Here is a 22,972-nt window from a genome sequence, read left to right on the forward strand (position 1 = left end):
GAAAGGAAAAGTGAAAGAAAATGGCAATCGTAAAATACAAGCCTACCAGTGCCGGACGTAGAAATATGTCCACTCTGAGCAATGACCGTATTACAAAGTCAACTCCAGAGAAGAGCCTGCTTGCTCCACTAAACAAGAAGGGTGGACGCAACAACACAGGACGCATCACTACTCGTCATCAGGGTGGAGGCGTTAAGCAAAAGTATAGAATTATCGACTTTAGAAGAAATAAGGACAACGTTCCTGCTAAAGTTGCTGGAATCGAATACGATCCAAACAGAAATGCAAATATCGCATTATTACACTATTTAGATGGTGAAAAGCGTTATATCATCTGTCCAGCTGACTTACACGTTGGTGATACAGTTATCTCCGGTGAAGCAGTTGATATTAAGGTTGGTAACGCAATGGAATTGAAGAACATTCCTGACGGAACTGTAGTTCATAACATTGAACTTACAGCTGGTAAGGGTGGACAGATGGCACGTGCTGCTGGATGTTCTGCTCAGATCCTTGGTTCTGAAGGAAACTTCGTAACAATTCGTTTATCATCTGGCGAAGTTCGCCGTGTTCATAGCAACTGCCGCGCTACAGTTGGTGCAGTTGGTAACGGTGATTATAACTTAATCAACTTAGGTAAAGCTGGTCGTTCCAGATGGATGGGTATCCGTCCTACAGTACGTGGTTCTGCAATGAACCCAGTTGATCACCCACACGGTGGTGGTGAAGGTAGAGCGCCAGTTGGACGTAAGTCACCTATGACACCATGGGGCAAGAAGGCTATGGGTGTTAAGACTCGTAAGCCAAAGAATAAGAGTAACCAGTACATCGTCAGAAGACGTAATGGAAAATAGTTGAAAGGAGAACATAAAAAATGTCCAGAAGTTTGAAAAAAGGCCCATTCTGTGATGCTAGCCTATTAAAGAAGGTTGAAGCACAGAATGAAGCACATAAGAATGAAGTAATTAAGACATGGTCTCGCCGTTCAACGATTTTCCCTAGCTTCGTTGAGCACACATTCGCTGTTCATAACGGTAAGGAACACGTTCCAGTTTATGTAACAGAAGATATGGTTGGACACAAGCTTGGTGAATTCGTGCCAACACGTAAGTTCGGCGGTCATGGCGACGACAAGAAGGCGTAAGGAGGAAAAATAACATGGATGTAAGAGCAACAGCAAAGACAGTTCGTTTCACTCCTCGTAAAGTTCGTCTTGTCTTAGACATGGTACGTGGAAGAAGCGTTGAAGAAGCATTGGCAATCTTAAAGTTCACTCCTAACCACGCAGCTACAGCAGTAGCTAAGGTTGTAAAGAGTGCAGCTGCCAACGCAACAAACAACAATCAATTAAATGCAGAAAACCTATATATCAAGGCTTGCTATGCTAATGAAGGTGTAGTCCTCAAGCGTTTCATGCCTAGAGCTAAGGGTAATGCAGCACAGATTTTAAAGAGAACAAGCCACATCACAGTTGTGGTTTCAGATGAGAAGTAAGGGAGGAAGGTCAGAACATGGGACAGAAAGTTAGCCCAATCGGCATGCGCGTCGGCGTAATCCGTGACTGGGATTCTAGATGGTACGCAAATAAAGCTGATTTCGGAGATCTTCTGAACGAAGATGTCAAGGTTCGTAAGTTCCTAGAAAAGGAATTGAAGGACGCATATATCTCTCGCGTAGAGATTGAACGTACAGGCAAGAAGGACGTTAAGGTTATCGTTCGTTGCGCTCGTCCAGGTGCTATGCTTGGAAAAGATGGCGACAAGGATAAGATGGAAGTTCTTAAGAAGAAGTTATCTAAGTTAACAGGTGGCAAGAACGTTAAGGTTGACGTAATTGCTGTAGCAAACCCTGACTTAGATGCTCGTCTTGTTGCACGTCGTATCTGTGAACAGTTGGAAGCACGTCAGTCCTTCCGTATTGCACAGAAGAAGGCAATCCAACAGACAATGCGCTCAGGTGCTAAGGGCATCAAGACATTGGCTAAGGGTCGTTTAGGCGGTGCAGAAATCGCTCGTCAGGAAGGTTATGCAAGAGGTGTTGTTCCTCTTCATACACTCAGAAGTGATATTGACTACGCTGCTGAAGAAGCAACTACAACTTATGGTAAGTTAGGCGTTAAGGTTTGGATCTGCCGTGGTGAAGTTCTTCCAGGACAAATGGTTAAGGAACCAGAAGCTCCTAACCGTCCAGCAAGAAATGACCGCAGAAACAATAACAGACGTGGCCGTAATGACAGAAAGCCAACAGGCAATCGCGCTGCACGTCCTGCTCAAGTAGAAGCTGCTCCTGTAGCAGAAGAAGCTAAAGGAGGTCAAGAATAAATATGTTAATGCCAAATAGAACAAAATACAGAAGACCTCACCGTTTAAGCTATGAAGGAAAGTCAAAGGCTGGCACAAAGTTAGCATTTGGTGAATTCGGATTAGTAGCTGACGAAGGTGCTTATGTAAGCAGTAACCAGTTGGAAGCTGCACGTATCGCTATGACACGTTATATGAACCGTGGTGGTAAGGTTTGGATTAAGGTGTTCCCACAGCTTGCAAAGACAAAGAAGCCTTTGGAAGTACGTATGGGTTCCGGTAAAGGTTCACCAGACCATTGGGTAGCAGTAGTTCAAAAGGGAAGAATCCTATTTGAAATTGCTGGTGTAAGCGAAGAAGTTGCTCGTGAGGCATTACGTCTTGCAGCAAACAAGCTCTGTGTAAAGACACGCTTTATAAAGAAGACAGCAGAGGAGGCTAAATAAACATCATGAATGTGAAGGAAATCAGAGATCTAAGTAATGAAGAACTCGAGAAGGAAGTCACATCTTTGAAGGAAGAACTGTATACTCTGCGCTTTGCACAGGCTACAGGAAACCTCGAGAATCCTGCTCGAATGAGAGATATCAAGAAGACTATCGCTCGTATTAAGACAGTATTAACAGAACGCGCTAGTGCGCAGGCTAAATAAAGGAGGGGCTAAAAATGGAAGAAAGAAATAGACGTAAAGTCCTTCGCGGAACAGTTATTTCCGATAAGATGGACAAGACAATTGTCGTTGAAATCGCTACTACAAAGAGCCATCCTTTATATGGCAGACGTGTTAAGTATTCCAATACTTTCAAGGCTCATGACGAGAACAACGAAGCACGTATTGGTGACGTTGTAGAAGTAATGGAAACAAGACCATTAAGTAAGGACAAGCATTTCCGCTTAGTGAAGATTGTTGAAAAAGCAGTAATTCTTTAAGGCACAGGAGGAGAAAATATGATTCAGAATGAAAGCAGATTAAACGTTGCTGACAACACCGGTGCCAAAGAAGTATTGGTTATCAGATGTTTAGGCGGCAGTAAGCGCAAGCGCGCTAACATCGGCGATATCGTTGTATGTGCAGTTAAGAAAGCTTCACCTAACGGATCCGTTAAGGAAGGTCAGGTTGTTAAGTGTGTAATCGCTCGTACAGTTTACGGTATCAGTCGCGAAAACGGCAGTTACATTAAGTTTGACGACAATGCGGCTGTCATCATCAAGGATGACAACACACCGGTCGGAACACGTATCTTCGGTCCGGTTGCTAAGGAACTCCGTGATAAGGGATTCATGAAGATTGTTTCCCTTGCACCGGAAGTGTTATAAGGGAGGCCGAATCGATGAAAATCAAGACAGGCGATACAGTCAAGGTAATCAGCGGTCACTATAAGGGAACAGTTGCTGAAGTTAAGGCAGTTAATCCAAAGACAAACAAGGTTATCGTTGAAGGCGTTAACGTTGTTAAGAAGACTTTGAAGCCAACTCAGCAGAACCCAGAAGGTGGCGTTGTTGAAAAGGAAGCAGCTATTGACGCTTCTAATGTAATGCTCTATGACAAGAAGGCGAAGGCAGCTAGCCGTGTATCTATTAAGGTAGATGACAATGGTAACAAGATTCGCGTTTACAAGAAGTCCGGAGCAGAAGTTAAAGGAGGCAAGAAATAATGAACCGTTTATTAGAAAAGTACACGGAAACAGTTAAGCCTTCTTTAATGAAGGAATTCAACTATACAAGTACAATGCAGGCACCAAAGATCGTTAAGGTTGTTATCAACATGGGTGTTGGTGATGCAATTGCTAATTCAAAACTTCTCGACGAAGCTGTTGAAGAATTAACATTAATCGCTGGTCAAAAGCCAGTAATCACAAAGGCTAAGAAGTCCATTGCGAACTTCAAGCTTCGTGAAGATATGCCTATCGGATGTAAGGTTACATTACGTGGCGAAAGAATGTATGAATTCTTAGATAAGTTATTCAACATTTCTCTTCCACGTGTACGTGACTTCCGTGGTGTAAGTGCTACAGCATTTGATGGTCGTGGTAACTACACATTAGGTGTTAAGGAACAGTTAATCTTCCCTGAAATCAACTTCGATAAGGTTAACAAGGTTCGTGGTATGGATATCGTTATCGTAACAACTGCGCAATCAAATCAAGAAGCATATGCATTGCTCAAGGGAATGGGCATGCCATTTGCTAAGTAGAAAGAGGAGAGCTGAGAATGGCAAAAACAAGTTTAAAAGTTAAGCAGTCACGTCCTGCTAAGTTCTCCACACGCGAGTACACACGTTGCGAGAGATGTGGACGTCCACATTCAGTATTAAGAAAGTACAAATTATGCCGTATCTGCTTCCGTGAATTGGCTTACAAGGGCCAGATTCCTGGAGTTAAGAAGGCAAGCTGGTAAGGAGGTAGCACGAGATGAATATGACAGACCCTATTGCTGACATGCTTACAAGAATCCGTAATGGAGTTCAAGCACGCATGACAACAGTTGACGTAGCTCCAGCTTCAAAGGTTAAGGTTGAAATTGCTAAGATCTTAAAGAGCGAAGGTTACATTGACAACTACGCTGTAACAGGCGAAGGAATTGAAAAGAAGATCGTTGTTACTCTCAAAGATGGTCGCGTAATCAGCGGCATCAAGAGAATATCTAAGCCAGGTCTTCGCGTTTATGCTAAGGGTGAGGAAATTCCTAAGGTATTAAATGGATTAGGCATTGCTATCATTTCCACATCAAATGGAATGATGACAGACAAACAAGCACGTAAATTACACATCGGCGGTGAAGTTATCGCCTACGTGTGGTAATTAGAGAAAGGAAATAAAAAATGTCACGTATCGGAAATAAAGCGATTACCGTTCCTGCTGGCGTAGAAATTACTATCGGTGCAGGTAATGAGGTGACTGTAAAAGGCCCTAAGGGAACACTGACTAAGAAGTTCTCTCCATTAATGGAGATCAGTGTGGACGAAGGTATCGCTACAGTTAAACGTCCAAATGAAGAGAAACATACAAAGCAGTTACATGGTACAACTCGTGCCTTGTTAGCTTCCATGGTTGAAGGTGTTCACACAGGCTTTGTTAAGAAGATGAAGATTGTAGGTATTGGTTACCGTGCAGCTTTATCAGGTAATAAACTAACTCTTAACGTTGGTTTCTCACACCCAGTAGAATTTGAAGTACCATCAGATGTTAAGGTTGAAGTTCCAGATCCTGCATCCATTAACGTAAGTGGTATCGATAAGCAAATTGTAGGTCAGTTCGCAGCAGTAGTTAGAGCTACTAAGAAGCCAGAACCATACGGTGGAAAGGGTATTCGTTATGTTGACGAAGTTGTTCGCCGTAAGGAAGGTAAGACTGCAGCTGCCAAGAAGTAAGGGAAAGGAGAGACTAAGTAATGATTAAATTAGCAAATAAAAATGCAGAACGTATTCGTCGTCATAAGCGTGTACGTAACGTCGTAAACGGTACTCCTGAGTGCCCAAGACTAAATGTATTCCGTTCCAATGCAAACATCTATGCACAGGTAATTGATGATACAACAGGTACAACTCTATGTGCTGTAAGTTCTCTTGAATTAAAGCTTGAGAACGGTGGAAACATCGAAGCAGCTAAGAAGGTTGGCGCAGCTATCGCTAACAAGTGCAAAGAAGCTAAGATCGAAGCAGTACGTTTCGACCGTGGCGGTTATGTATATCACGGAAGAGTCCAGGCTTTAGCTGATGCAGCTAGAGAAGCTGGCTTGAAGTTCTAAGGAAGGAGAGTACGAAATGCAGAACGATAAGAAGAGTTTCAAGAAACGCGAACCAAAAGAGTTCGAAGAAGTAGTAGTCTCCATTAACCGTGTCAGCAAGACTGTAAAGGGTGGACGTAGAATGCGCTTTGCAGCACTAGTTGTTGTTGGTGATAAGAAGGGTAGAATCGGTTTCGGTATGGGTAAAGCAGCCGAAGTTCCAGATGCTATCAAGAAGGCTACAGAAGCAGCTACAAAGAATGTATTCAGCGTTAACCTCGTTGATAACTACCGTACAGTTCCACATGCAATTAAGAGCAAGCACAGTTCAACAACTGTATTCTTAGCTCCAGCTGCACCTGGTACTGGTGTTATCGCCGGTGGTGAAGTACGTTCCGTATTAGAGCTTGCTGGTGTATCAGATGTCCTTTCTAAGGTTATCGGTTCACGTACACCTGTCAATGTTGTTTACGCAACATTAGAAGCATTAAAGGGTATGCGTACAGTAGATGAAATTGCTAAGACTCGCGATAAGAAAGTCGCTGAGATTCGATAAGGAGGGTCCTGATGAAACTAAATGAATTAACATATACAGAAGGTTCCCGCTCTAACAGAAAGAGAATCGGTCGTGGCCAAGGTTCCGGTACAGGTAAGACTTCCGGAAAGGGTAACAAAGGTCAGAACGCTCGTAGCGGCGGTGGTGTTGCGATTGGATTTGAAGGTGGACAGACACCATTCTTCAAGAGAATGCCTAAGAGAGGTTTCACAAACTATACTCGTAAGGAGTATGCAATTGTTAACGTTGAGGACTTAAACAAGTTCGAAGATGGCGTAACAGTTGATTACGAAGCTCTTAAGGCTGCAGGCCTTGTTAAGAAGCACCTCGATGGTGTTAAGGTACTTGGTTGCGGTAAGCTTGAGAAGAAACTCACTGTTAAGGCTGAGAAGTTCTCAAAGACAGCACAGAGTGCTATTGAAGCAGCAGGCGGAAAAGTAGAGGTTCTCTAATATGATGCATACGTTCGTCAGCTTGTTTAAGAATAAGGAAACTCGCAATAGAATATTCTTTACTTTAGCAATGCTGCTGATCTATCGCGTCGGAGCTGCTCTACCTGTTCCGGGTGTTAACACGGAATCGCTAGCTCAATCACTTGCAAATAACTCACTACTCAGCATTATGAATATGCTGGGTGGTGGTGCACTTGAAAGATTATCCATCTTTGCGATGGGTGTCACACCATATATCACAGCAAGTATCATCATTCAGTTGTTATCCATGGATGTTATTCCGTCATTAACGGAAATGACAAAATCTGGACAGACAGGTCGAATGAAAATTGAACGAATTACTAGATACCTAGGAGTTGTATTGGCATTTGTTCAAGCATATTCCTTGGTATATGGATTCGATAAGCAGTATGGAGTCCTGACAAATGCAAATCTTTCAGGATATCTATATACTGCAACCGTCATGACTGCGGGGTCCATGTTCCTCATCTGGATTGGTGACCGTATTTCAATGAAGGGTATCGGTAATGGTTTATCCATTATCATCTTCGCGGGTATTGTTTCTAATATGCCAGCAGCGTTCATGCAGGTATATCAGATTCTTGCTGGTGGAACAACACAAGGTGAACTATTCAATGGAATTCTACAGTTCGCATTGTATTGTGTCCTATATCTAGCGGTTGTTGTCTTCGTAATTATTATGGAAACAGCAGTACGTAAGATTCCTATCCAGTATACAAACAGTTCCGCAGCACGTAGTGGTAGCGATATTACATTCTTACCACTCAAAATTAATAGTGCATCCGTAATTCCTGTCATTTTTGCACAGAGTATTATGATGGCTCCACAGATCGTAATTAGTTTTATTAATACTGACCTGTATAATAAACTAAGCCAGTGGCTCTCATTGAGTACACCAACCGGTCTTGGGCTCTATGCATTATTAACAATCCTGTTCACATTCTTCTATACTGACTTGCAGGTAGATCCAGAAAAGGTTGCTGAAAACCTTGGTAAGTCTGGTGCTTATATCCCTGGTATTCGTCCAGGTAATGAGACTAAGACATATCTGCATAAGGTATTGAACCGAATTACAGTACTTGGCGCAATTGGATTGACACTAATTGCTGTAGTTCCTTATTTACTAACCATGTTTACTCCACTATCCCAAGCAACTGCTGTAGGTGGAACTGGTATCATCATTGTTGTCGGTGTCGCAATGGAAACTGTTAAACAATTGAAGGGTCAGTTAACACAGAAGTCATACAAGGGATTCTTGAGATAAGTTTGGAAAGAGGCAATAAGATATGAATATTCTGATCATGGGTCCTGCCGGAGCAGGAAAAGGCACAATGTCTGACCTAATCCTAAAGGAATACAATATCGCACACATCTCTACTGGCGATATGCTAAGAGAGAATGTGCGTAACAGCACAGCTTTAGGCCTTGAGGCTCAAAGTTATATGAATCAAGGTAAACTTGTACCAGATGATTTGATTAACGCAATGGTTGAAGAACGTATTCAACAACCAGACTGCGTAAATGGTTATCTCTTAGATGGCTTCCCACGTACATTAGTACAGGCTGAAGTCTTCGACAAGATTGCTGAGAAGATTGGAAAAGAAGTTGATGCAGTTATCGACTTACAGGTGAAGTTCGAAATTCTTGAAGAAAGAATTACAGGACGTCGCATCTGTCCAAAGTGCGGGGCAATTTATCATATTCATAATCATCCAAGTAAAGTTGAAGGCGTATGTGATGTTTGCGGAAGCGAACTTCAACAGCGTAAAGATGATACAGTTGAACAGTTAAAGGTTCGTATGGAAGGTTATGAATCAAGTACAAAACCGGTTATTGATTATTATGATCAAAAGGGTGTAGTAACACATATCGATGCTGCACAAGCACCGGAAAAAGTATTTGAAGATATTAAAAAAGCTCTTGAGAAGAATGCTTAAAAATATTGAGTTGGAAAGGGATTGATTTCCCTTTCCAGAACTCATATAAAGAAAGTGAGTAAGATGAGCAAACAGGACGTTATTGAAATTGATGGCATTGTGGAAGAAACACTTCCAAATGCAAATTTCCTGGTGAAGCTTCAAAATGGTCACGAGATCCGTGCCCACGTTGCTGGTAAAATCCGTATGAATTACATTCGCATTTTACCGGGAGACCGGGTCACCGTTGAGATTTCACCATATGATTTAACACGTGGGCGAATTACCTACAGACATAAGTAAAAGTTTTTGGTAGAATTGTCCAGGAGGCAAATAAAAATGAAAGTAAGACCATCTGTAAAACCAATTTGTGATAAGTGCAGAGTGATCAAGCGCAAGGGCGTTGTTATGGTCATCTGCGAAAACCCTAAGCATAAGCAGAGACAGGGTTAATTAAAGGGAGGATAACTAAATATGCCACGTTTTGCTGGTGTCGATATTCCGCGTAACAAAGTTATCGGCGTATCATTGACATACATTTATGGAATCGGCCCTACAACAGCTAAGAATATCCTTGCTGCTTGTGGAATCGACGAAAACACACGTACAAACGACTTAACGGATGCACAGGAAACTGCAATCCGTGAAAAGATTGATGCTATTAAGACTGAGGGTGACCTCCGCCGTGATAGAGCATTAGATATCAAGCGACTAATGGAAATCGGTTCATACCGTGGAATCCGTCACAGAAAAGGATTACCAGTTCGCGGACAACGTACACGTACAAACGCTCGTACAAGAAAAGGTCCACGTCGTACTGTCGCTAATAAGAAGAAGTAATAGGAGGGTATAATGGCAGCTAACACAAAGAAAAAAGGCGCTGTGATTCGTAAGAAGAAGGCCCGCCGCAATGTAGCAAAAGGTATTGCTCATATTCATTCAACATTCAACAACACAATCGTTACAATTTCTGATGAAGCAGGTAACGTTATTTCTTGGAGCTCAGCTGGTGCTTTAGGTTATAAGGGTTCACGTAAGTCAACTCCTTATGTTGCACAGTTATGCGCTGAAGCAGCTGGTAAAGCAGCTGTTCAACAGGGTATGAAGAGTGTAGAAGTAAATGTTAAGGGACCAGGTGCTGGTCGTGAATCAGCAGTTCGTTCTTTACAGACAGCAGGTTTAGAGATTACCGTTATTAATGATGTAACACCAATCCCTCATAACGGATGCCGTCCGCCAAAGAGACCGCGTGGTTAATCATTAGAACAGGAGGATTGAAGCATGCAAAAATTTGAACGCGCCGATTTCGAAGTACAGGAATACGTAGAATCTGAAAATTATGGTAAGTTTGTCCTTTCTCCATTAGAGAGAGGATTTGGTACAACAATCGGGAATGCGCTTCGCAGGGTCCTACTTTCATCTCTACCGGGAGCCGCAGTATTCTCCATCAAGGTTGATGGCGTATACCACGAATTTACATCTATCCCAGGTGTGAGAGAAGACGTTTCCATGATTATCTTGCAGTTAAAGCAGTTAGTCATGAAGATTGAGGACGATGAGGTCTATACATTACAGATCTCTGCGAAGGGACCATGCACAATCACTGCTGGTGATATTATTTGCCCAGCTCAAGTTGAAGTTATTAACAAAGACTTGGAGATTGCGCACCTAGAAAAAGATGTAACATTAGAGATGGAATTAAAGGCTAAGAATGGCCGTGGTTATATTAGTGCTGATTTAAACAAGCAACTAAACCAAGGTTCCTCTCAAGGAATTGGTACAGTATTTACCGACTCTATTTACACACCAGTTGAAAAAGTTGCTTACAACGTTGAACCAACCCGTGTAGGTGAAGATGTTAAATATGATGCTGTTACACTCGAAGTTTGGACTGATGGTTCCATCAATCCACAGAAGGCGATTGCAATGGCAGCTAAGATTTTAATGGATCACTTAGATATCGTAGCTGGTATTAACGATGAAGTACTACAAATGGATGAAGTACTTAAGGAAGGTAATACAGAGCAGCCAAGCAAGGGACAGCAGATGATGATTGAAGATCTTGACTTATCTGTACGTTCTTACAACTGCTTAAAACGTGCCGGAATTCAGACAGTTGATGAACTGACACAAAAGACCGAGGATGAAATGATGAGAGTCCGTAACCTCGGTAAGAAATCATTAAAAGAGGTTAAGGATAAGCTCATTGAACTTGGTTTGGGCTTCAAATCCTTTGATTAACAGGAGGAACGTTTATGTGGAATCGTAAATTTGGCAGAAATGCTGATCACCGCAAAGCTATGTTGAGAAACTTGGCTACTTCTGTCATCATGTATGGCAAGGTAGAAACAACAGAAGCTAAAGCTAAAGATATGAGATCTGTAGTTGACGAGTTAATCACTTTAGGTAAGAAGGGTGATTTAGCTGCTCGTCGTCAGGCTGCTGCTTTCGTAAGAAATGTTGTAGCTGATGAAAAGACGGGACAGACAGTATTAAAGAAGTTATTTGAAGAAGTAGCTCCTAAGTATGCTGATCGTAAGGGCGGATATACACGTGTTGTTAAGACAGGTGTTCGTCGTGGCGATGCTGCTCCAATGGCTTATATCGAATTAGTTTAATCAAAAAGATAGACCGTATATCAATGATATATGGTCTTTTTTTATCTTAAGATTTGATGGCTTTCTATCGTATAAGAGTTTAAAGATTGATATAATAATTACATATGAAAATGATAAAAATATTATGTATGACTGCACTATTATTGTCAGGATGTAGTCAGCACACTATACAACAATCAAATGTAGAACCAACGGTTCAGGTGGATGATTCTACACTAGGAGAATATACTACAGCATTAAAAAATCGTAAGATAGAATCTTCGTGGACAGTAAGTGTACAGTCCAAATATACGATGACTTATAGTGATAAAACACTAGATACATATTTTATGGATGGAGTATTAGAAACAGATGGTGATACTGCCCATTATGAGCAACATATCAATGCGGATGGAATGTTATCAGAACTTAATGGGAATTACTATGGTGGCAGATTGTATAACACATATAACTCAGTCAATTACTATGAGGATATGGATTTTAGTAATCTGAAAAAGACGATGCTAGTACCACTTGATCCATATGTATTTGAAGCAGGAGATATCGCATCTATCAAGAAAGATAAAAATGAGTATACGATACAACTCCAAGTAGAACGTGCGAAAGAAATTTTCTTAAATCGATATGATTCATATGGCTTAAAAAATTTTGATTCATTTGATGTCACAAGCAATGAAATTCATGTTTCATTTGATGACAATCAGCACTATATTAAAGAAACAGCAGTATTCAATACTACAATCACGACAAATGGACAGTCAGTAAATATCAAATATGAAAGTGAAATTAACTATCTAAAATTTGGTGAAACAACAGTATCTATTAGTGATGAAACAAAGCAAGCTGAAAGTGCATATGTTTATTATAAAGACATAGATACAAGTTCAATTCAAACAGTAACAACAGATGATGATTCACCTGAAGATACAGTTACAGCAACCTTCAAAAAGAGACTGGTTTCACGTCTTAATTACACAAAAGAATCTGAAGATGTCTACAGTAATAAATTCAATGAGAATGAAAGCTACCGTATTGATTTTGCGAACAAGACATTCACTTATAGCAATCGTTCTATCACCTATGTATACAGTTGGAAAGGTGATAACGGAAGTTTAGGTGCATGTCAGTATGACTTTGTAAATAATAGTCAAACATCGATCTGTGAAGAAAGCACAGTTGAGTTTATTAAGAAAACAAAATTATTCCTACAGATGGAATTATACTATTGTGGTTTATCACTAGAGAAACTACAAGCCGAATAGAGGAGAATATATGAGAGCGGTCATTACAGTTGTTGGCAAAGATAAGCCAGGCATTCTAGCATATATTGCTACGAAATGTGCGGAAAGAGAAATTAATATCGTCGATGTAACACAGAAGGTATTACAGGATCTATTTACAATGATTATGATTGTAGAAGTACCTAGCAACGAAGAAAATTTCCGCAAGGTAGCCGATGATTTAGAAAGTGCAGGAGATGAACAACATCTCAAGGTGCATGTCATGCATGAAGATATCTTCAACAGCATGCATACAATTTAGGTGAATCTATGCGTATTGAAAGTGATAATATCCTAGAAACGATTCACATGATAGAAGAAGATTGTCTAGATATTCGTACAATCACAATGGGTATCTCATTATTAGATTGTGCGGATAAAGACATTGACCGTTCATGTGAAAAGATTTATGAAAAAATTACAACAAAAGCGAAAGATTTAGTAAAGGTCGCAAAAGATATCTCTCGTGAATATGGTATTCCTATTATCAACCAACGTGTATCTGTAACACCAATAGCACTGCTACAGAGTGTCTCTGGTGGTGATTGTGTAAAGTATGCAAAGACACTTGATAAGGCTGGTAAAGAGATAGGTATTAACTTTATCGGTGGATATTCCGCATTAGTGCAAAAGGGAATGACCCAAGGTGACCGTGAACTGATTATGTCCATCCCACAAGCTTTGAAAGAGACAGATATTGTTTGTTCCAGCGTGAATATTGGTTCTACAAAAGCTGGAATTAACATGGATGCAGTAAAGGTAATGGGACAGATAGTCCGTGAATGTGCTGAGGTTACAAAAGATAATAATTGTTTTGGTGCAGCAAAACTTGTTGTATTCTGCAATGCTGTAGAGGACAATCCATTTATGGCAGGTGCCTTCCATGGTGTATCTGAACCAGATTGTGTCATCAATGTTGGTGTATCAGGACCTGGAGTTGTACGAGCTGCTTTACAAAAATTAGGAGAACATGCGAGCATGGATGATGTTGCGGCTTGCATTAAGCAAACTGCATTTAAGATTACACGTATGGGACAATTGGTTGGTCGTGAAGCTTCACAACGTTTAAATGTTCCGTTTGGTATCGTTGATTTATCACTAGCCCCAACACCAGCGGTAGGTGACTCTGTTGCACAAATATTAGAAGAAATTGGTTTAGAAGTTTGTGGTGGACCAGGTACAACTGCAGCACTTGCGATGTTAAATGATGCGGTGAAAAAGGGTGGTGTTATGGCTTCCTCAAGTGTAGGGGGTTTGTCTGGAGCATTTATTCCTGTATCAGAGGATGCTGGAATGATTTCGGCAGCAGAACAGGGTATCCTAACAATCGAAAAGTTAGAAGCGATGACAGCGGTATGTTCCGTTGGTTTAGATATGATTATTGTACCTGGTGATACGACAGCAGAGACACTATCTGCTATAATTGCAGATGAGGCTGCTATCGGTATGATCAACAATAAGACAACCGCATGCAGATTAATACCAGCAATTGGTATGGATGCAGGGGATAAATTGGTGTTTGGAGGTCTTTTAGGAGAGGGCCCAATCATGCCAGTTAAGATGACGAAAGCAGATAAACTAATCAATCGTGGTGGAAGAATTCCTGCCCCGATACATAGTTTGAAGAATTAATACTGGAGGGGAATTATGTCAGAAAATCAGACAATAAAGGAATTATTAGAAAAAGCAAAACAACGTGATATTGAATCTGCGAAAGAAATACTAAGACGTATCTCAGATAAGATGTACTTTATCACTAGATTATTTGTAGCAGATCATGAGCAAGCCAAAAAAGTAGAACAAGCGGGACTAAAGAAAGTATTTTCAAGTTTAAAGGAAGTAACAAATCCTGAGTGGTTTGAGTGCTGGGCGGCTGAAAAGGTTCGTAAGGAAGCGATTGCGCATGTATTGCCTTTAGAAGAGTCAACAACTAATAGCAATATGTATACAGAAGCTGATGAAATCCCTAATTATATGGCAGTTTTACCGGAAACATCTGAAGGTAAGAAGTACCAAGTATTAGAGATGATGGATAAACTCAGCACAGGAGCTAGAGCTGCTTTAGCACTCCACTTATATGATGGTTTATCTGTTGAAGAAAGTGCAAAGCTCTTAATGAGTACTCCACAGTCTGTGATGAGTTGGTTGACAGAAGCCAAGGATACACTAATGAGCAGTGGATTCAATTTAGGAACACTCATCGTATTAATGGATAAGTTAAATCCAGTATCAGACCGTGCAATGGTCCTTAAGATGCAAGATGATCTTGCGCTACAATCAGCAGAGGATGATATCCTCAGTGGTGTATTTGCACAACCAGAGGAAACAGTTAAGCCAGTAGAAACACCATCTCTTCCAACAGAAGAGAGTAAGGTACAATTCCCAGACTTACCATCTACATCAGGCTCAGATGAAAATACAATGCAGATGCCAACAGTATCTGATGAAATTGAGGATACATTATCACTACCAACAGTAAAGGAAGAACCAGCTCCAATTTCTCATGAACAAGAAATCCGTTCTTCCGCAACACAAGTCATCAAGAAAGAATTATTTGATGAAAATGATGAGGCTGTAGAAGACCTTGAGGAAGAGGAATCTAAGGGTGGAAGTTTCTTCGTAAAATTCTTGATTGCGATTCTAACATTAATGTTAATAGCAGGACTTGGTTGGATTGTATATGATTCAATGGGTGGAAAGTTTGATTTTAAATCACTCTTTGGCTCAAAGAATGACCAAACAAGTGTAGTTGTTAACTCTGATGCAACACCAGAACCTACTGCTACACCAGCAACACCAGAACCAACTCCAGAAACATTGGGAGAAGTTGAAGTTGTCATCGATTCCTTGAATATCCGTGGTGGTGCAGGTACAAACTTTGATGTAGTTGGCTCAGCAAAACGTGGAGAGAAGTTTACAGTACTATCCGTTGAACAGACAAGTGATTATACTTGGTATCAAATTGGTGAAAATAAGTGGCTTGCAGATAAGAACAATCAGTTCTTAACATATCGTAAATAACAAAAGAGACCGAAAGGTCTCTTTTGCTTGGTTAAAGTAGTTCCAACAAATCTTGTCTGGACAGTGTAGCACTAGATACACCTTCACCAGATAGAATACGGTCCGCTAGATTAGATTTCTCTTTTTGAAGCTGAATGATTCTCTCTTCAATTGTATCCTTGATGATTAAACGGAAGACGTTTACTACATTTGTTTGGCCAATACGATGTGCACGATCACTTGCTTGATTCTCTACAGCAGTATTCCACCAAGGGTCATAATGGATAACGATATCTGCTGCTGTGAGATTTAAACCAGTACCACCAGCCTTTAACGAGATACAGAAGACAGGAACATCATCTTTCTGGAAGGATTCTACCATTTCAGCACGCTCTTTCTGTGGGGTAGAACCGACGAGCTTATGATAACGAATGCCTTTCTTATCAAACTCTTGCGTTAGGGTATCTAGCATAGAAGTGAATTGGGAGAAGAGTAGAATCTTATGTCCTTCTTCAATTGCGTTTTCTACGATATCTAAACAGAGTTCTTTCTTAGCAGAGTTACCTTTGTAGTTATCGTAAATTAAGTGCGGATCACAACATAATTGACGTAAGCGTGTTAACTCAGCTAAGACTGCAATCTTGTTCTCCTTGAATTCTTCATCACTCTGTTTCTGCAACATCAACTTAAGGCGCTGAACACGAGCTTCATAGAGATTTTTTTGCTCATCTTCAAGCTGACCAAAATATACATCTTCAATTTTGTCTGGTAAATCGTGCAATACATCCTTTTTACGTCTACGTAGGATAAATGGTGTTACCATCTTTTGTAGTTCTGCTTCTAAGAATTCATCTTGGTCACGAACAATAGGAAGTTCATAATTTGTGCGGAACTTCTGATAAGAACCAAAGAATCCAGGAAGGATGAAATCAAAGATAGACCAAAGTTCACTTAATCTATTTTCAATAGGGGTACCTGTTAAGCTGATACGGAAGCGACTATTGATTGCCTTTACGGATTGTGCAGCTAATGTAGATGCATTTTTGATATATTGCGCTTCATCAATTACCTGACAAGAGAATTCCATTGTACGATACACATCAATATCGCGTTTTAAAGCATCATATGATGTAATTAGGATATCATTTTCCAGGGAAGTACGGATTAACTCCTTACGGATATTGGCAAAGCCTGAAATCATTGTATAGTGCATATTTGGCGTGAATTTATTGATTTCATTGGCCCAGTTATACACAAGAGAAGATGGACATACAATGAGCGCACGTTTGCGGTCCTTCCAAGCTGCGAGTAAAGAAATAATTTGGATAGATTTACCTAGACCCATTTCATCTGCTAGTAGGCCACCTAGATGATTTTCTTTGAGTGCATAGAGCCAACGGAAACCTTTTTTCTGATATGGTCGTAAAATTGGTTCAATTTCCTGGGGAATAGTGTATTCAATATCTTCGATATCTTTCATATTGCGGATGAGACGTCTGAAGTTTTCCTCTGCTTGGATATCCAAGATAGAAGTCTTTGATAATTGATCGAGGTAGGTTGCTCGGTAAGCAGGAATATCAATCGTACCACGGGTAAATTGAGTACTATTAATATTCATTGCATCTTTAAAGCTTGCAAGAGCTTGAATATTCTCGTCAACATCGACAAACTCACCACTCTTTAGACGATAGTATTTCTTCTTTGGGTCATATTTACTGAGAATCTCGTTCAGTTGTTTGAGATTGATTTGATCACTAACTAGGTTTAGCTGTAATAAGTCATGATTGACAGAAACGCCAATTGAAATACGTGTTTGACTATGAATCTTTAGTTTCTTGAGGGATTCAGAGATAAATACATCCGCCTTAGCTTGCATTTCTAAGATGCCAAATTTAACGAAGCGATATACTTTATCGTCATCATCTGTAAGTGCCATACGATGATTAGATGTGTCATAGGCACTAAACCAAGGTGAGAAGAAATGATCCATATTCTTTTCAAGTAATAAGTCTCGATTGCCTGCATTTTCATTTGGTATGAATACATTGTATTTACCATGAGAATATATTGCGTAGAGTTCACCTGTAATTAGGTTATCTTGTGGCATGTCCAGATATATCTCAAAAGTAGGAACTTCTGGAAGATATTGTATAGGATTGAAGCCTTCTGTTTGTACAGTTAAATTCTTTTGTAAGATTGGGAACACATTTTTTGCAAAGGTTGCGATATCATCTTCCGCAATAAAGATATTTTCTGACTTACCATTATGGAAATAATCGATTAACTTACGGAAGGCTTGTGAGGCTCTTTCGTCACGATAAATTATCTGCCGATTTTCATCAAAGAAATATGTATGTTTTTTGCCTGTGATATATGGTAATACGGTTGTATTAAATTGATATCCATCTTCAACTTTTTCGATAGAAGCATTCATAGAGGGTTGCCCATCGACTAGAGTATAGGCTTGTAAGATGCCGTAATGTTCTTTGATGTTGAATGGAAGATCCTTGATTGTATCCCAAAAGATATCGATTGCATAAGATTTTACTGTTATTGTGCGACGTGGTAAATCTGATGCATGCATCATCCGATATCCTGGCATACTTTGATAAAGGGAATAGGAAGTCTCATCATGTACATAATCAACCAAATATTGTACAAGGGGGCGATATCGTGGATGGAAAGCCTGCAGTGTGTGAGTGAACTCTAAGGATTTACCATATTTTTTACTCTTTTCACCATCCATATTCTCAACAAATTCCGAAATGTTCTGAATGGAATAGAGATGTTCATTTAATAAACCAATCTTAAATCCTACTTCAAGAGTATCTGAACGAAACTTTGGGGATATTTCAGGTTCTAAAATGATATTTAGAGGTCTTTCTGTGAAAGTATTTATGTGCGCTTGATAACTAGATAAGAATTCTTTAAACGATTTATCTGTATGTTTTTTACGTAAAGAAGGTTCAGGTTGTACGTCATCTCGTTTTACATAGGCAATTAGTACAGCTGCGATATGTTTACAAGGGGTATGACGGTAATCAAAATACTCGCAGTCACACGACATCTTTGTAATCCATTCATTTTGTGGACTGAGTTCAATGTTAACAGTATGGACACTATAATACTCTTCACCTTGAACATTGGCTGTAATCAATTTGTAATGTTCATCATTTTCAGTGATTTCCATATTAAAGACATTTGCTTCAGTATACTCCTGCATACCTCTGGCATACATTTTTTCACCTATAAAGGCGCGTACAAACTCAAGTGTTAACATACTCCCCTCCATTTCTTTATCCTTTCATTCTAACATGTACCGTATTGAAATAATATATTATACTGTCTATATGGATGAAGTTAGATTACAGGAAATACACGATAAAGCCCGTAAGGAACATGTGCCAATCATGTTGGATGATGGTATGGAATTCTTGCTGGAATATATACGTAGCCATGAAGGGATACGCGATATTTTGGAGATTGGAACAGCAGTTGGTTACTCGGCTATTCAGATGGCAAATCTACGTTGGGATATGACAATCGATACCGTTGAGATTAATCCTAAAATGTATCATCAAGCTGTAGATAATATCATGCATGCAGGTCTGCGGGATAGAGTGCATGCATACTTACAAGATGCTTATCAATTTGAAACAAAGAAGATATACGATTTAATATTTATCGATGCCGCAAAGTCGCAATATCGTAAGTATATGGAACACTTCTTTAAAAATGCGAGAAAGGGTACTGTATTTTTCTTTGATAACTTGCAGTTTCATGGCATTGTGGATTGTCCTGAGTTATCACAAAATCGTTCTACTGTACAAATGACACGCAAGATTTTAAAGTTTCGTGAATATCTAAAAACAGATTCACGTTTTGAAACAACCTTCCATCTTGAAGTGGGGGATGGCATCGCAATTGCAGTTGTAAAATAAAAGGCTTATCCAATGGATAAGCCTGTATTTATATTAGAAGTGTCCGCTTGTGTGACCAAAGCCACCACCGCTACTTGAGTGGAAACCGCCACCTCCACCGCTACTCTTAGCAGGTGGGTTATAAGTACGTGTTTCAGAACGATACAAGTACATATCTTGTGATCTTTGAAGTCTTAGACCACCTTGAGGTATGTATGCATACGCTTCGCGTGAAATTCCTTTAGTCTTGTGTTTACTTCTAAAGAAAATAATTGTAACGATAGAAATAATCAATGGAATAATTACGGTAATACTACCCTTAATCACGTATGGTGTAAGGATTGTACTAGAGCATTCATCTAGGAATACTTTTGCGCCTTCCCCGTATTCATTGTATTGTAGGTGATCATAGACAACTGCACTAGCAATTTTTTCTCTAGCGTTGGCATCAAAAATTTTATTCGATTTTGGACCGTGTACGGTTATATCGAATTTACGATCATCCATTGTTAGAGTTAGCATAATGCCCTCTTTTTCATCACCAATTCCAAGACCTTCTGAGTTGAAGATGCTTTCTGAGTATTGCTCGATAGTCAACTCTCCATGAGAATTCATAATACGGATATAGAAGCCGATATTATACTTTTCACTATATTCTTTTGCGATGTTGTTGAGTGCTTGTACTTCGGCACTGGTTAATAAACCATATTCATCGACAATGTAATCATTTGCATCAGCTCTTGTTGGTAGCAAGAAACTTGGTAACATGCATAACAAGAAAGTAAATGCTGCAACGAGTGCTAGTAATTTTTTCTTCATAATGCCTACCTCCTAAAATGCTACAAACAGTAGGATACCAATCAATATCATACTGATGAGTAGTATGCCGAAGAAGTAAAGAACAGATTTTGCACTATCAATCGGTAAGTCATCACCAATCATCTTTCCTGTTTGACCATTCATGGCGAACATGTAAGTTTTGCCTTGCCATTTTGTAGTAAGCATCCAAACAGGAAGGAATGCATAGTGAACTTTATCTTCTCGAATATAAATATTTGAACGACGTGGGAGTAGGGTATGATAACCTCTAACAGTTTCACGAATCTTATCGGCTGCAGATGTACGCATACGTAAATTAACGCGTCCACGATCTTGTTCTGCAGTCACATCGTATCTATCTGCGAGATAGCCTGTCATATAACCCATTTCGAATGGAATCATATCTTTATAGTTGTATGGTTCAATTGCATCCATGAATTCATCTGGCATTTTACTAGAGCCATCGGCAGGAACACGATTAAACTCTACAGTTCCTTGACGCAAGATAGAATAGTTTTCTGTTACAGTTACTGTATAGTCACCTTCGCGATGGGAATGTGAAATTGTGCCACGGAAGGCCATGTCTGCATCTGCTGTTCCATCATAGAGCCAGAATGGAACATAAACACCTTTGATTTCCTCAATATGATTACGTTCCTTGAATGCGTTTGGTAATAATGGCTTACCACCATAGAAGTCTGATAACTTCTTGATTGCCTCATCCTTATTCATCTTGAACGGAATCACGTAGTCTGGTTTTAGCGCGCCGCTAAACTGTGCTGGAACAATTGTAGGATTACCACAATATGGGCAACTTGTTGCAGCGGTATTTTTATCTGCGATTAACTGTGCTCCGCAAGAAGGACAGTTGTATGCACGCAAGTTTTGCGCATCTTCTTCACTCCATTGTAGTGTATCTTCGGCACTATATTCTTTTTGTCCTTCTTCAATAGAAAGAGCTACTTGTTTGTCGTAGTGTTCTTCAATCTCGGCAGGAGCAAAAGTACTTCCGCAGTTACCACATTTTAGTTTTTGTAGCCCTGGGTCAAAGGTAAGAGGACCATTACAATTTGGACACTGGAAATTTGTTAATGCGTTATTTGCCATAATATTCCCCTTTCAATTGAGAAAAAGAACCCGATAGAACGGGTTCTTATCGTTTTGATTGTTTATTCAGGTTTCTTTGTTCCACAGTTAGAACAGAAGTTTGAGTGGTTTTCGTTGCCGCAATCTGGGCAGAACCACTTATCACCGCTATTAGCAGCCTTCTGAGCCTGACCTGCTTGGTATAGTGCATTAGCATTTATACCACCAGCACTTTGTGCAGCATTCATTCCCATGAAGCCCATAGCAGCACCATTAGCATTCTTGGCAGCATCTTGCATTGCTTGTGCTTGTGCACCAACAAGTGTAGCAGCCGCTAAGTTTGCGTCTGTGTATGCAGCGTTACGTTGCATTTGCTTGAGCATCTCTTCATCAGCTTCATCAGCCTTGATAGAGGATACACCGAAGTTTACGATTTCGATACCGCGCTTTTCTCTCCACTTACTGCTGAGTTCTTCATTAAGAGCAGCAGCTAACTCGGTTGTATGAGCTGGAATCTGAGAGTAACGGATACCTTGTTCGCTTAGCTTACCAAATGCTGGTTGTAAAGCAGTGAGTAACTCTGTACGTAGCTGATCATTAAGATCACTTAATTTATAGCTATCAGATACGTTTCCACAAACATTTGTATAGAATAATACTGGATCGCATACATGTAAGCTGTATTCACCAAAGCACTTCATGGAAACATCGATATCGATACCTGCACGAGCATCAACAACTCTGAATGGAATTGGGGCAGGAGTGCCATACTTCACGCCAACTAATTCCTTTGTATTTACATAGTAGATACGTTGATCTGTAGCAGGAGTTCCACCGAATGTGAAGCGGCGACCAAATTCTGCAAACATTCTCTTAACGCCTTCACCAAGGCTGCCTGTAAATACAGATGGTTGTGTAGATGAGTCATATTTGAATTCACCAGGTTCAGCACAAATATCAACGATTTGTCCTTGTTCAACGATAATCATTGCTTGGCCATCAGCAACCGCAATAATTGAACCGTCAGTAATAATGTTGTCGCTTCCGTTATTGCCACTGAAGAATCCCCCAGAGTTTCTCTTAACACCTTTTACAACAAATACATCAGCTGGAATAGCATCACAATAGAAATACTCTTTCCAAGAATCGCTAAGTGTTGAACTAGCGGATAATAAAGCAGTAGAAATGAGACCCATATAAGTTCCTCCTTATAGTCTTCTGACTGTACAATCATATACTAACATCTGTTTGACCGTCAGTCAATAATGAATTTAAAAT

The 22,972-nt window shown here is 40.0% G+C and carries 33 protein-coding genes; 29 read left to right on the forward strand and 4 right to left on the reverse strand.

Features of this window, described 5'->3' with window-relative positions:
- The first annotated feature begins 20 nt into the window (after positions 1-20).
- From rplB to RYK16_RS00670, 28 genes are all read left to right on the forward strand, one after another.
- A complete protein-coding gene (gene rplB / locus RYK16_RS00535) occupies positions 21-854 on the forward strand; it encodes a 50S ribosomal protein L2 (RefSeq protein ID WP_314850140.1) in 834 nt (277 codons plus the stop codon).
- A gap of 20 nt (positions 855-874) precedes the next feature.
- Positions 875-1,144: a 30S ribosomal protein S19 gene (rpsS, locus tag RYK16_RS00540; protein WP_006525008.1), complete on the forward strand. Its 270-nt coding sequence runs from the start codon at positions 875-877 to the stop codon at positions 1,142-1,144.
- Between the two features lie 14 nt (positions 1,145-1,158).
- On the forward strand, positions 1,159-1,494 hold the full coding sequence (rplV, locus tag RYK16_RS00545; RefSeq protein ID WP_006525009.1) for a 50S ribosomal protein L22: 336 nt from the start codon (positions 1,159-1,161) through the stop codon (positions 1,492-1,494).
- Positions 1,495-1,511: 17 nt separating this feature from the next.
- Positions 1,512-2,321: a 30S ribosomal protein S3 gene (gene rpsC / locus RYK16_RS00550; protein ID WP_314850141.1), complete on the forward strand. Its 810-nt coding sequence runs from the start codon at positions 1,512-1,514 to the stop codon at positions 2,319-2,321.
- Positions 2,322-2,323: 2 nt separating this feature from the next.
- Positions 2,324-2,746, forward strand: a complete 423-nt coding sequence (gene rplP, locus RYK16_RS00555; protein WP_006525011.1) for a 50S ribosomal protein L16 — start codon at positions 2,324-2,326, stop codon at positions 2,744-2,746.
- Positions 2,747-2,751: 5 nt separating this feature from the next.
- A complete protein-coding gene (gene rpmC, locus RYK16_RS00560) occupies positions 2,752-2,952 on the forward strand; it encodes a 50S ribosomal protein L29 (protein WP_006525012.1) in 201 nt (66 codons plus the stop codon).
- 14 nt (positions 2,953-2,966) lie between these two features.
- Entirely contained in the window at positions 2,967-3,230 is a 264-nt protein-coding gene (gene rpsQ / locus RYK16_RS00565; RefSeq protein WP_294208200.1) for a 30S ribosomal protein S17, read from the forward strand.
- Positions 3,231-3,248: 18 nt separating this feature from the next.
- Entirely contained in the window at positions 3,249-3,617 is a 369-nt protein-coding gene (rplN, locus tag RYK16_RS00570) for a 50S ribosomal protein L14 (protein ID WP_294021447.1), read from the forward strand.
- Positions 3,618-3,631: 14 nt separating this feature from the next.
- On the forward strand, positions 3,632-3,955 hold the full coding sequence (gene rplX / locus RYK16_RS00575) for a 50S ribosomal protein L24 (protein WP_314850142.1): 324 nt from the start codon (positions 3,632-3,634) through the stop codon (positions 3,953-3,955).
- Positions 3,955-4,494, forward strand: coding sequence for a 50S ribosomal protein L5 (gene rplE / locus RYK16_RS00580; protein ID WP_006525016.1), 540 nt, complete (start codon positions 3,955-3,957; stop codon positions 4,492-4,494). The genes rplX and rplE overlap by 1 nt, the downstream gene beginning before the upstream one ends.
- Positions 4,495-4,511: 17 nt before the next feature.
- Positions 4,512-4,697 (forward strand): type Z 30S ribosomal protein S14, encoded by a 186-nt coding sequence (locus RYK16_RS00585; protein ID WP_006525017.1) that lies wholly within the window; start codon positions 4,512-4,514, stop codon positions 4,695-4,697.
- A gap of 14 nt (positions 4,698-4,711) precedes the next feature.
- A complete protein-coding gene (rpsH, locus tag RYK16_RS00590) occupies positions 4,712-5,101 on the forward strand; it encodes a 30S ribosomal protein S8 (protein ID WP_314850143.1) in 390 nt (129 codons plus the stop codon).
- A 20-nt stretch (positions 5,102-5,121) separates the two neighbouring features.
- Positions 5,122-5,670 carry a 50S ribosomal protein L6 gene (gene rplF, locus RYK16_RS00595; protein WP_294024568.1) on the forward strand — a complete coding sequence of 183 codons (549 nt, stop codon included), beginning with the start codon at positions 5,122-5,124 and terminating at the stop codon, positions 5,668-5,670.
- A gap of 20 nt (positions 5,671-5,690) precedes the next feature.
- The gene (gene rplR, locus RYK16_RS00600; protein ID WP_294208192.1) at positions 5,691-6,047 is read left to right on the forward strand and encodes a 50S ribosomal protein L18; all 357 of its coding nucleotides are present in this window, start codon (positions 5,691-5,693) and stop codon (positions 6,045-6,047) included.
- 16 nt (positions 6,048-6,063) lie between these two features.
- Positions 6,064-6,582 carry a 30S ribosomal protein S5 gene (gene rpsE / locus RYK16_RS00605; RefSeq protein WP_294021442.1) on the forward strand — a complete coding sequence of 173 codons (519 nt, stop codon included), beginning with the start codon at positions 6,064-6,066 and terminating at the stop codon, positions 6,580-6,582.
- Positions 6,583-6,593: 11 nt separating this feature from the next.
- Positions 6,594-7,034 (forward strand): 50S ribosomal protein L15, encoded by a 441-nt coding sequence (rplO, locus tag RYK16_RS00610; protein ID WP_294021441.1) that lies wholly within the window; start codon positions 6,594-6,596, stop codon positions 7,032-7,034.
- A 1-nt stretch (position 7,035) separates the two neighbouring features.
- Positions 7,036-8,319 (forward strand): preprotein translocase subunit SecY, encoded by a 1,284-nt coding sequence (gene secY / locus RYK16_RS00615; RefSeq protein ID WP_314850144.1) that lies wholly within the window; start codon positions 7,036-7,038, stop codon positions 8,317-8,319.
- Between the two features lie 22 nt (positions 8,320-8,341).
- On the forward strand, positions 8,342-8,992 hold the full coding sequence (locus RYK16_RS00620) for an adenylate kinase (RefSeq protein WP_314850145.1): 651 nt from the start codon (positions 8,342-8,344) through the stop codon (positions 8,990-8,992).
- Between the two features lie 63 nt (positions 8,993-9,055).
- Positions 9,056-9,274: a translation initiation factor IF-1 gene (infA, locus tag RYK16_RS00625; protein ID WP_006525026.1), complete on the forward strand. Its 219-nt coding sequence runs from the start codon at positions 9,056-9,058 to the stop codon at positions 9,272-9,274.
- Positions 9,275-9,310: 36 nt separating this feature from the next.
- Positions 9,311-9,424 (forward strand): 50S ribosomal protein L36, encoded by a 114-nt coding sequence (gene rpmJ / locus RYK16_RS00630; protein ID WP_006525027.1) that lies wholly within the window; start codon positions 9,311-9,313, stop codon positions 9,422-9,424.
- A gap of 21 nt (positions 9,425-9,445) precedes the next feature.
- Complete coding sequence (gene rpsM, locus RYK16_RS00635) at positions 9,446-9,811, forward strand: 30S ribosomal protein S13 (protein ID WP_294208181.1); 366 nt, start codon at positions 9,446-9,448, stop codon at positions 9,809-9,811.
- A gap of 12 nt (positions 9,812-9,823) precedes the next feature.
- Entirely contained in the window at positions 9,824-10,228 is a 405-nt protein-coding gene (gene rpsK / locus RYK16_RS00640) for a 30S ribosomal protein S11 (RefSeq protein ID WP_006525029.1), read from the forward strand.
- A gap of 24 nt (positions 10,229-10,252) precedes the next feature.
- On the forward strand, positions 10,253-11,212 hold the full coding sequence (locus RYK16_RS00645; protein WP_006525030.1) for a DNA-directed RNA polymerase subunit alpha: 960 nt from the start codon (positions 10,253-10,255) through the stop codon (positions 11,210-11,212).
- A gap of 14 nt (positions 11,213-11,226) precedes the next feature.
- A complete protein-coding gene (gene rplQ / locus RYK16_RS00650) occupies positions 11,227-11,589 on the forward strand; it encodes a 50S ribosomal protein L17 (RefSeq protein ID WP_006525031.1) in 363 nt (120 codons plus the stop codon).
- Between the two features lie 128 nt (positions 11,590-11,717).
- A complete protein-coding gene (locus tag RYK16_RS00655) occupies positions 11,718-12,851 on the forward strand; it encodes a hypothetical protein (RefSeq protein WP_314850146.1) in 1,134 nt (377 codons plus the stop codon).
- Between the two features lie 10 nt (positions 12,852-12,861).
- Positions 12,862-13,131 (forward strand): ACT domain-containing protein, encoded by a 270-nt coding sequence (locus RYK16_RS00660; protein ID WP_298663898.1) that lies wholly within the window; start codon positions 12,862-12,864, stop codon positions 13,129-13,131.
- 8 nt (positions 13,132-13,139) lie between these two features.
- Complete coding sequence (locus RYK16_RS00665; protein ID WP_314850147.1) at positions 13,140-14,501, forward strand: PFL family protein; 1,362 nt, start codon at positions 13,140-13,142, stop codon at positions 14,499-14,501.
- A gap of 15 nt (positions 14,502-14,516) precedes the next feature.
- Positions 14,517-15,890, forward strand: a complete 1,374-nt coding sequence (locus RYK16_RS00670) for an SH3 domain-containing protein (protein WP_314850148.1) — start codon at positions 14,517-14,519, stop codon at positions 15,888-15,890.
- 31 nt (positions 15,891-15,921) lie between these two features.
- On the opposite strand, the gene RYK16_RS00675 is transcribed toward RYK16_RS00670, so the two are convergent.
- Positions 15,922-19,149 (reverse strand): DEAD/DEAH box helicase, encoded by a 3,228-nt coding sequence (locus RYK16_RS00675; protein ID WP_314850149.1) that lies wholly within the window; start codon positions 19,147-19,149, stop codon positions 15,922-15,924.
- A gap of 70 nt (positions 19,150-19,219) precedes the next feature.
- Here RYK16_RS00675 and RYK16_RS00680 point away from each other — a divergent pair, with 70 nt between their 5' ends.
- The gene (locus RYK16_RS00680) at positions 19,220-19,810 is read left to right on the forward strand and encodes a class I SAM-dependent methyltransferase (protein WP_314850150.1); all 591 of its coding nucleotides are present in this window, start codon (positions 19,220-19,222) and stop codon (positions 19,808-19,810) included.
- Between the two features lie 33 nt (positions 19,811-19,843).
- Here the strand turns inward: RYK16_RS00680 and RYK16_RS00685 are convergent, their stop codons facing one another.
- The 3 genes from RYK16_RS00685 to RYK16_RS00695 all read right to left on the reverse strand — a co-directional run bounded on the left by RYK16_RS00685 (position 19,844) and on the right by RYK16_RS00695 (position 22,890).
- Positions 19,844-20,608 carry a TPM domain-containing protein gene (locus RYK16_RS00685; RefSeq protein ID WP_314850151.1) on the reverse strand — a complete coding sequence of 255 codons (765 nt, stop codon included), beginning with the start codon at positions 20,606-20,608 and terminating at the stop codon, positions 19,844-19,846.
- 12 nt (positions 20,609-20,620) lie between these two features.
- Positions 20,621-21,715: a hypothetical protein gene (locus RYK16_RS00690; RefSeq protein WP_314850152.1), complete on the reverse strand. Its 1,095-nt coding sequence runs from the start codon at positions 21,713-21,715 to the stop codon at positions 20,621-20,623.
- Positions 21,716-21,777: 62 nt separating this feature from the next.
- Positions 21,778-22,890, reverse strand: coding sequence for an SPFH domain-containing protein (locus RYK16_RS00695; protein WP_314850153.1), 1,113 nt, complete (start codon positions 22,888-22,890; stop codon positions 21,778-21,780).
- Positions 22,891-22,972 lie beyond the last annotated feature (82 nt).

The organism is uncultured Solobacterium sp., from assembly GCF_963550625.1.
Classification (GTDB): Bacteria; Bacillota_I; Bacilli_A; order Erysipelotrichales; family Erysipelotrichaceae; genus Bulleidia.

What these genes read in the sequence shown, in the direction of transcription:
- rplQ (WP_006525031.1), top strand. Translation starts at nt 11,227, where the DNA reads ATGTGGAATCGTAAATTTGGCAGAAATGCTGATCACCGCAAAGCTATG.
- RYK16_RS00655 (WP_314850146.1), top strand. Translation starts at nt 11,718, where the DNA reads ATGACTGCACTATTATTGTCAGGATGTAGTCAGCACACTATACAACAA.
- RYK16_RS00645 (WP_006525030.1), top strand. Translation starts at nt 10,253, where the DNA reads ATGCAAAAATTTGAACGCGCCGATTTCGAAGTACAGGAATACGTAGAA.
- rplE (WP_006525016.1), top strand. Translation starts at nt 3,955, where the DNA reads ATGAACCGTTTATTAGAAAAGTACACGGAAACAGTTAAGCCTTCTTTA.
- rpmJ (WP_006525027.1), top strand. Translation starts at nt 9,311, where the DNA reads ATGAAAGTAAGACCATCTGTAAAACCAATTTGTGATAAGTGCAGAGTG.
- RYK16_RS00690 (WP_314850152.1), bottom strand. Translation starts at nt 21,715, where the DNA reads ATGGCAAATAACGCATTAACAAATTTCCAGTGTCCAAATTGTAATGGT.
- rplR (WP_294208192.1), top strand. Translation starts at nt 5,691, where the DNA reads ATGATTAAATTAGCAAATAAAAATGCAGAACGTATTCGTCGTCATAAG.
- rpsS (WP_006525008.1), top strand. Translation starts at nt 875, where the DNA reads ATGTCCAGAAGTTTGAAAAAAGGCCCATTCTGTGATGCTAGCCTATTA.
- RYK16_RS00680 (WP_314850150.1), top strand. Translation starts at nt 19,220, where the DNA reads ATGGATGAAGTTAGATTACAGGAAATACACGATAAAGCCCGTAAGGAA.
- RYK16_RS00695 (WP_314850153.1), bottom strand. Translation starts at nt 22,890, where the DNA reads ATGGGTCTCATTTCTACTGCTTTATTATCCGCTAGTTCAACACTTAGC.
- RYK16_RS00585 (WP_006525017.1), top strand. Translation starts at nt 4,512, where the DNA reads ATGGCAAAAACAAGTTTAAAAGTTAAGCAGTCACGTCCTGCTAAGTTC.
- RYK16_RS00685 (WP_314850151.1), bottom strand. Translation starts at nt 20,608, where the DNA reads ATGAAGAAAAAATTACTAGCACTCGTTGCAGCATTTACTTTCTTGTTA.
- RYK16_RS00675 (WP_314850149.1), bottom strand. Translation starts at nt 19,149, where the DNA reads ATGTTAACACTTGAGTTTGTACGCGCCTTTATAGGTGAAAAAATGTAT.
- rplF (WP_294024568.1), top strand. Translation starts at nt 5,122, where the DNA reads ATGTCACGTATCGGAAATAAAGCGATTACCGTTCCTGCTGGCGTAGAA.
- infA (WP_006525026.1), top strand. Translation starts at nt 9,056, where the DNA reads ATGAGCAAACAGGACGTTATTGAAATTGATGGCATTGTGGAAGAAACA.
- rplX (WP_314850142.1), top strand. Translation starts at nt 3,632, where the DNA reads ATGAAAATCAAGACAGGCGATACAGTCAAGGTAATCAGCGGTCACTAT.
- secY (WP_314850144.1), top strand. Translation starts at nt 7,036, where the DNA reads ATGATGCATACGTTCGTCAGCTTGTTTAAGAATAAGGAAACTCGCAAT.
- rpmC (WP_006525012.1), top strand. Translation starts at nt 2,752, where the DNA reads ATGAATGTGAAGGAAATCAGAGATCTAAGTAATGAAGAACTCGAGAAG.
- rpsH (WP_314850143.1), top strand. Translation starts at nt 4,712, where the DNA reads ATGAATATGACAGACCCTATTGCTGACATGCTTACAAGAATCCGTAAT.
- rplP (WP_006525011.1), top strand. Translation starts at nt 2,324, where the DNA reads ATGTTAATGCCAAATAGAACAAAATACAGAAGACCTCACCGTTTAAGC.
- rplO (WP_294021441.1), top strand. Translation starts at nt 6,594, where the DNA reads ATGAAACTAAATGAATTAACATATACAGAAGGTTCCCGCTCTAACAGA.
- rpsE (WP_294021442.1), top strand. Translation starts at nt 6,064, where the DNA reads ATGCAGAACGATAAGAAGAGTTTCAAGAAACGCGAACCAAAAGAGTTC.
- RYK16_RS00660 (WP_298663898.1), top strand. Translation starts at nt 12,862, where the DNA reads ATGAGAGCGGTCATTACAGTTGTTGGCAAAGATAAGCCAGGCATTCTA.
- rplV (WP_006525009.1), top strand. Translation starts at nt 1,159, where the DNA reads ATGGATGTAAGAGCAACAGCAAAGACAGTTCGTTTCACTCCTCGTAAA.
- rpsK (WP_006525029.1), top strand. Translation starts at nt 9,824, where the DNA reads ATGGCAGCTAACACAAAGAAAAAAGGCGCTGTGATTCGTAAGAAGAAG.
- rpsQ (WP_294208200.1), top strand. Translation starts at nt 2,967, where the DNA reads ATGGAAGAAAGAAATAGACGTAAAGTCCTTCGCGGAACAGTTATTTCC.
- rpsC (WP_314850141.1), top strand. Translation starts at nt 1,512, where the DNA reads ATGGGACAGAAAGTTAGCCCAATCGGCATGCGCGTCGGCGTAATCCGT.
- rplB (WP_314850140.1), top strand. Translation starts at nt 21, where the DNA reads ATGGCAATCGTAAAATACAAGCCTACCAGTGCCGGACGTAGAAATATG.
- RYK16_RS00620 (WP_314850145.1), top strand. Translation starts at nt 8,342, where the DNA reads ATGAATATTCTGATCATGGGTCCTGCCGGAGCAGGAAAAGGCACAATG.
- rpsM (WP_294208181.1), top strand. Translation starts at nt 9,446, where the DNA reads ATGCCACGTTTTGCTGGTGTCGATATTCCGCGTAACAAAGTTATCGGC.
- RYK16_RS00665 (WP_314850147.1), top strand. Translation starts at nt 13,140, where the DNA reads ATGCGTATTGAAAGTGATAATATCCTAGAAACGATTCACATGATAGAA.
- RYK16_RS00670 (WP_314850148.1), top strand. Translation starts at nt 14,517, where the DNA reads ATGTCAGAAAATCAGACAATAAAGGAATTATTAGAAAAAGCAAAACAA.
- rplN (WP_294021447.1), top strand. Translation starts at nt 3,249, where the DNA reads ATGATTCAGAATGAAAGCAGATTAAACGTTGCTGACAACACCGGTGCC.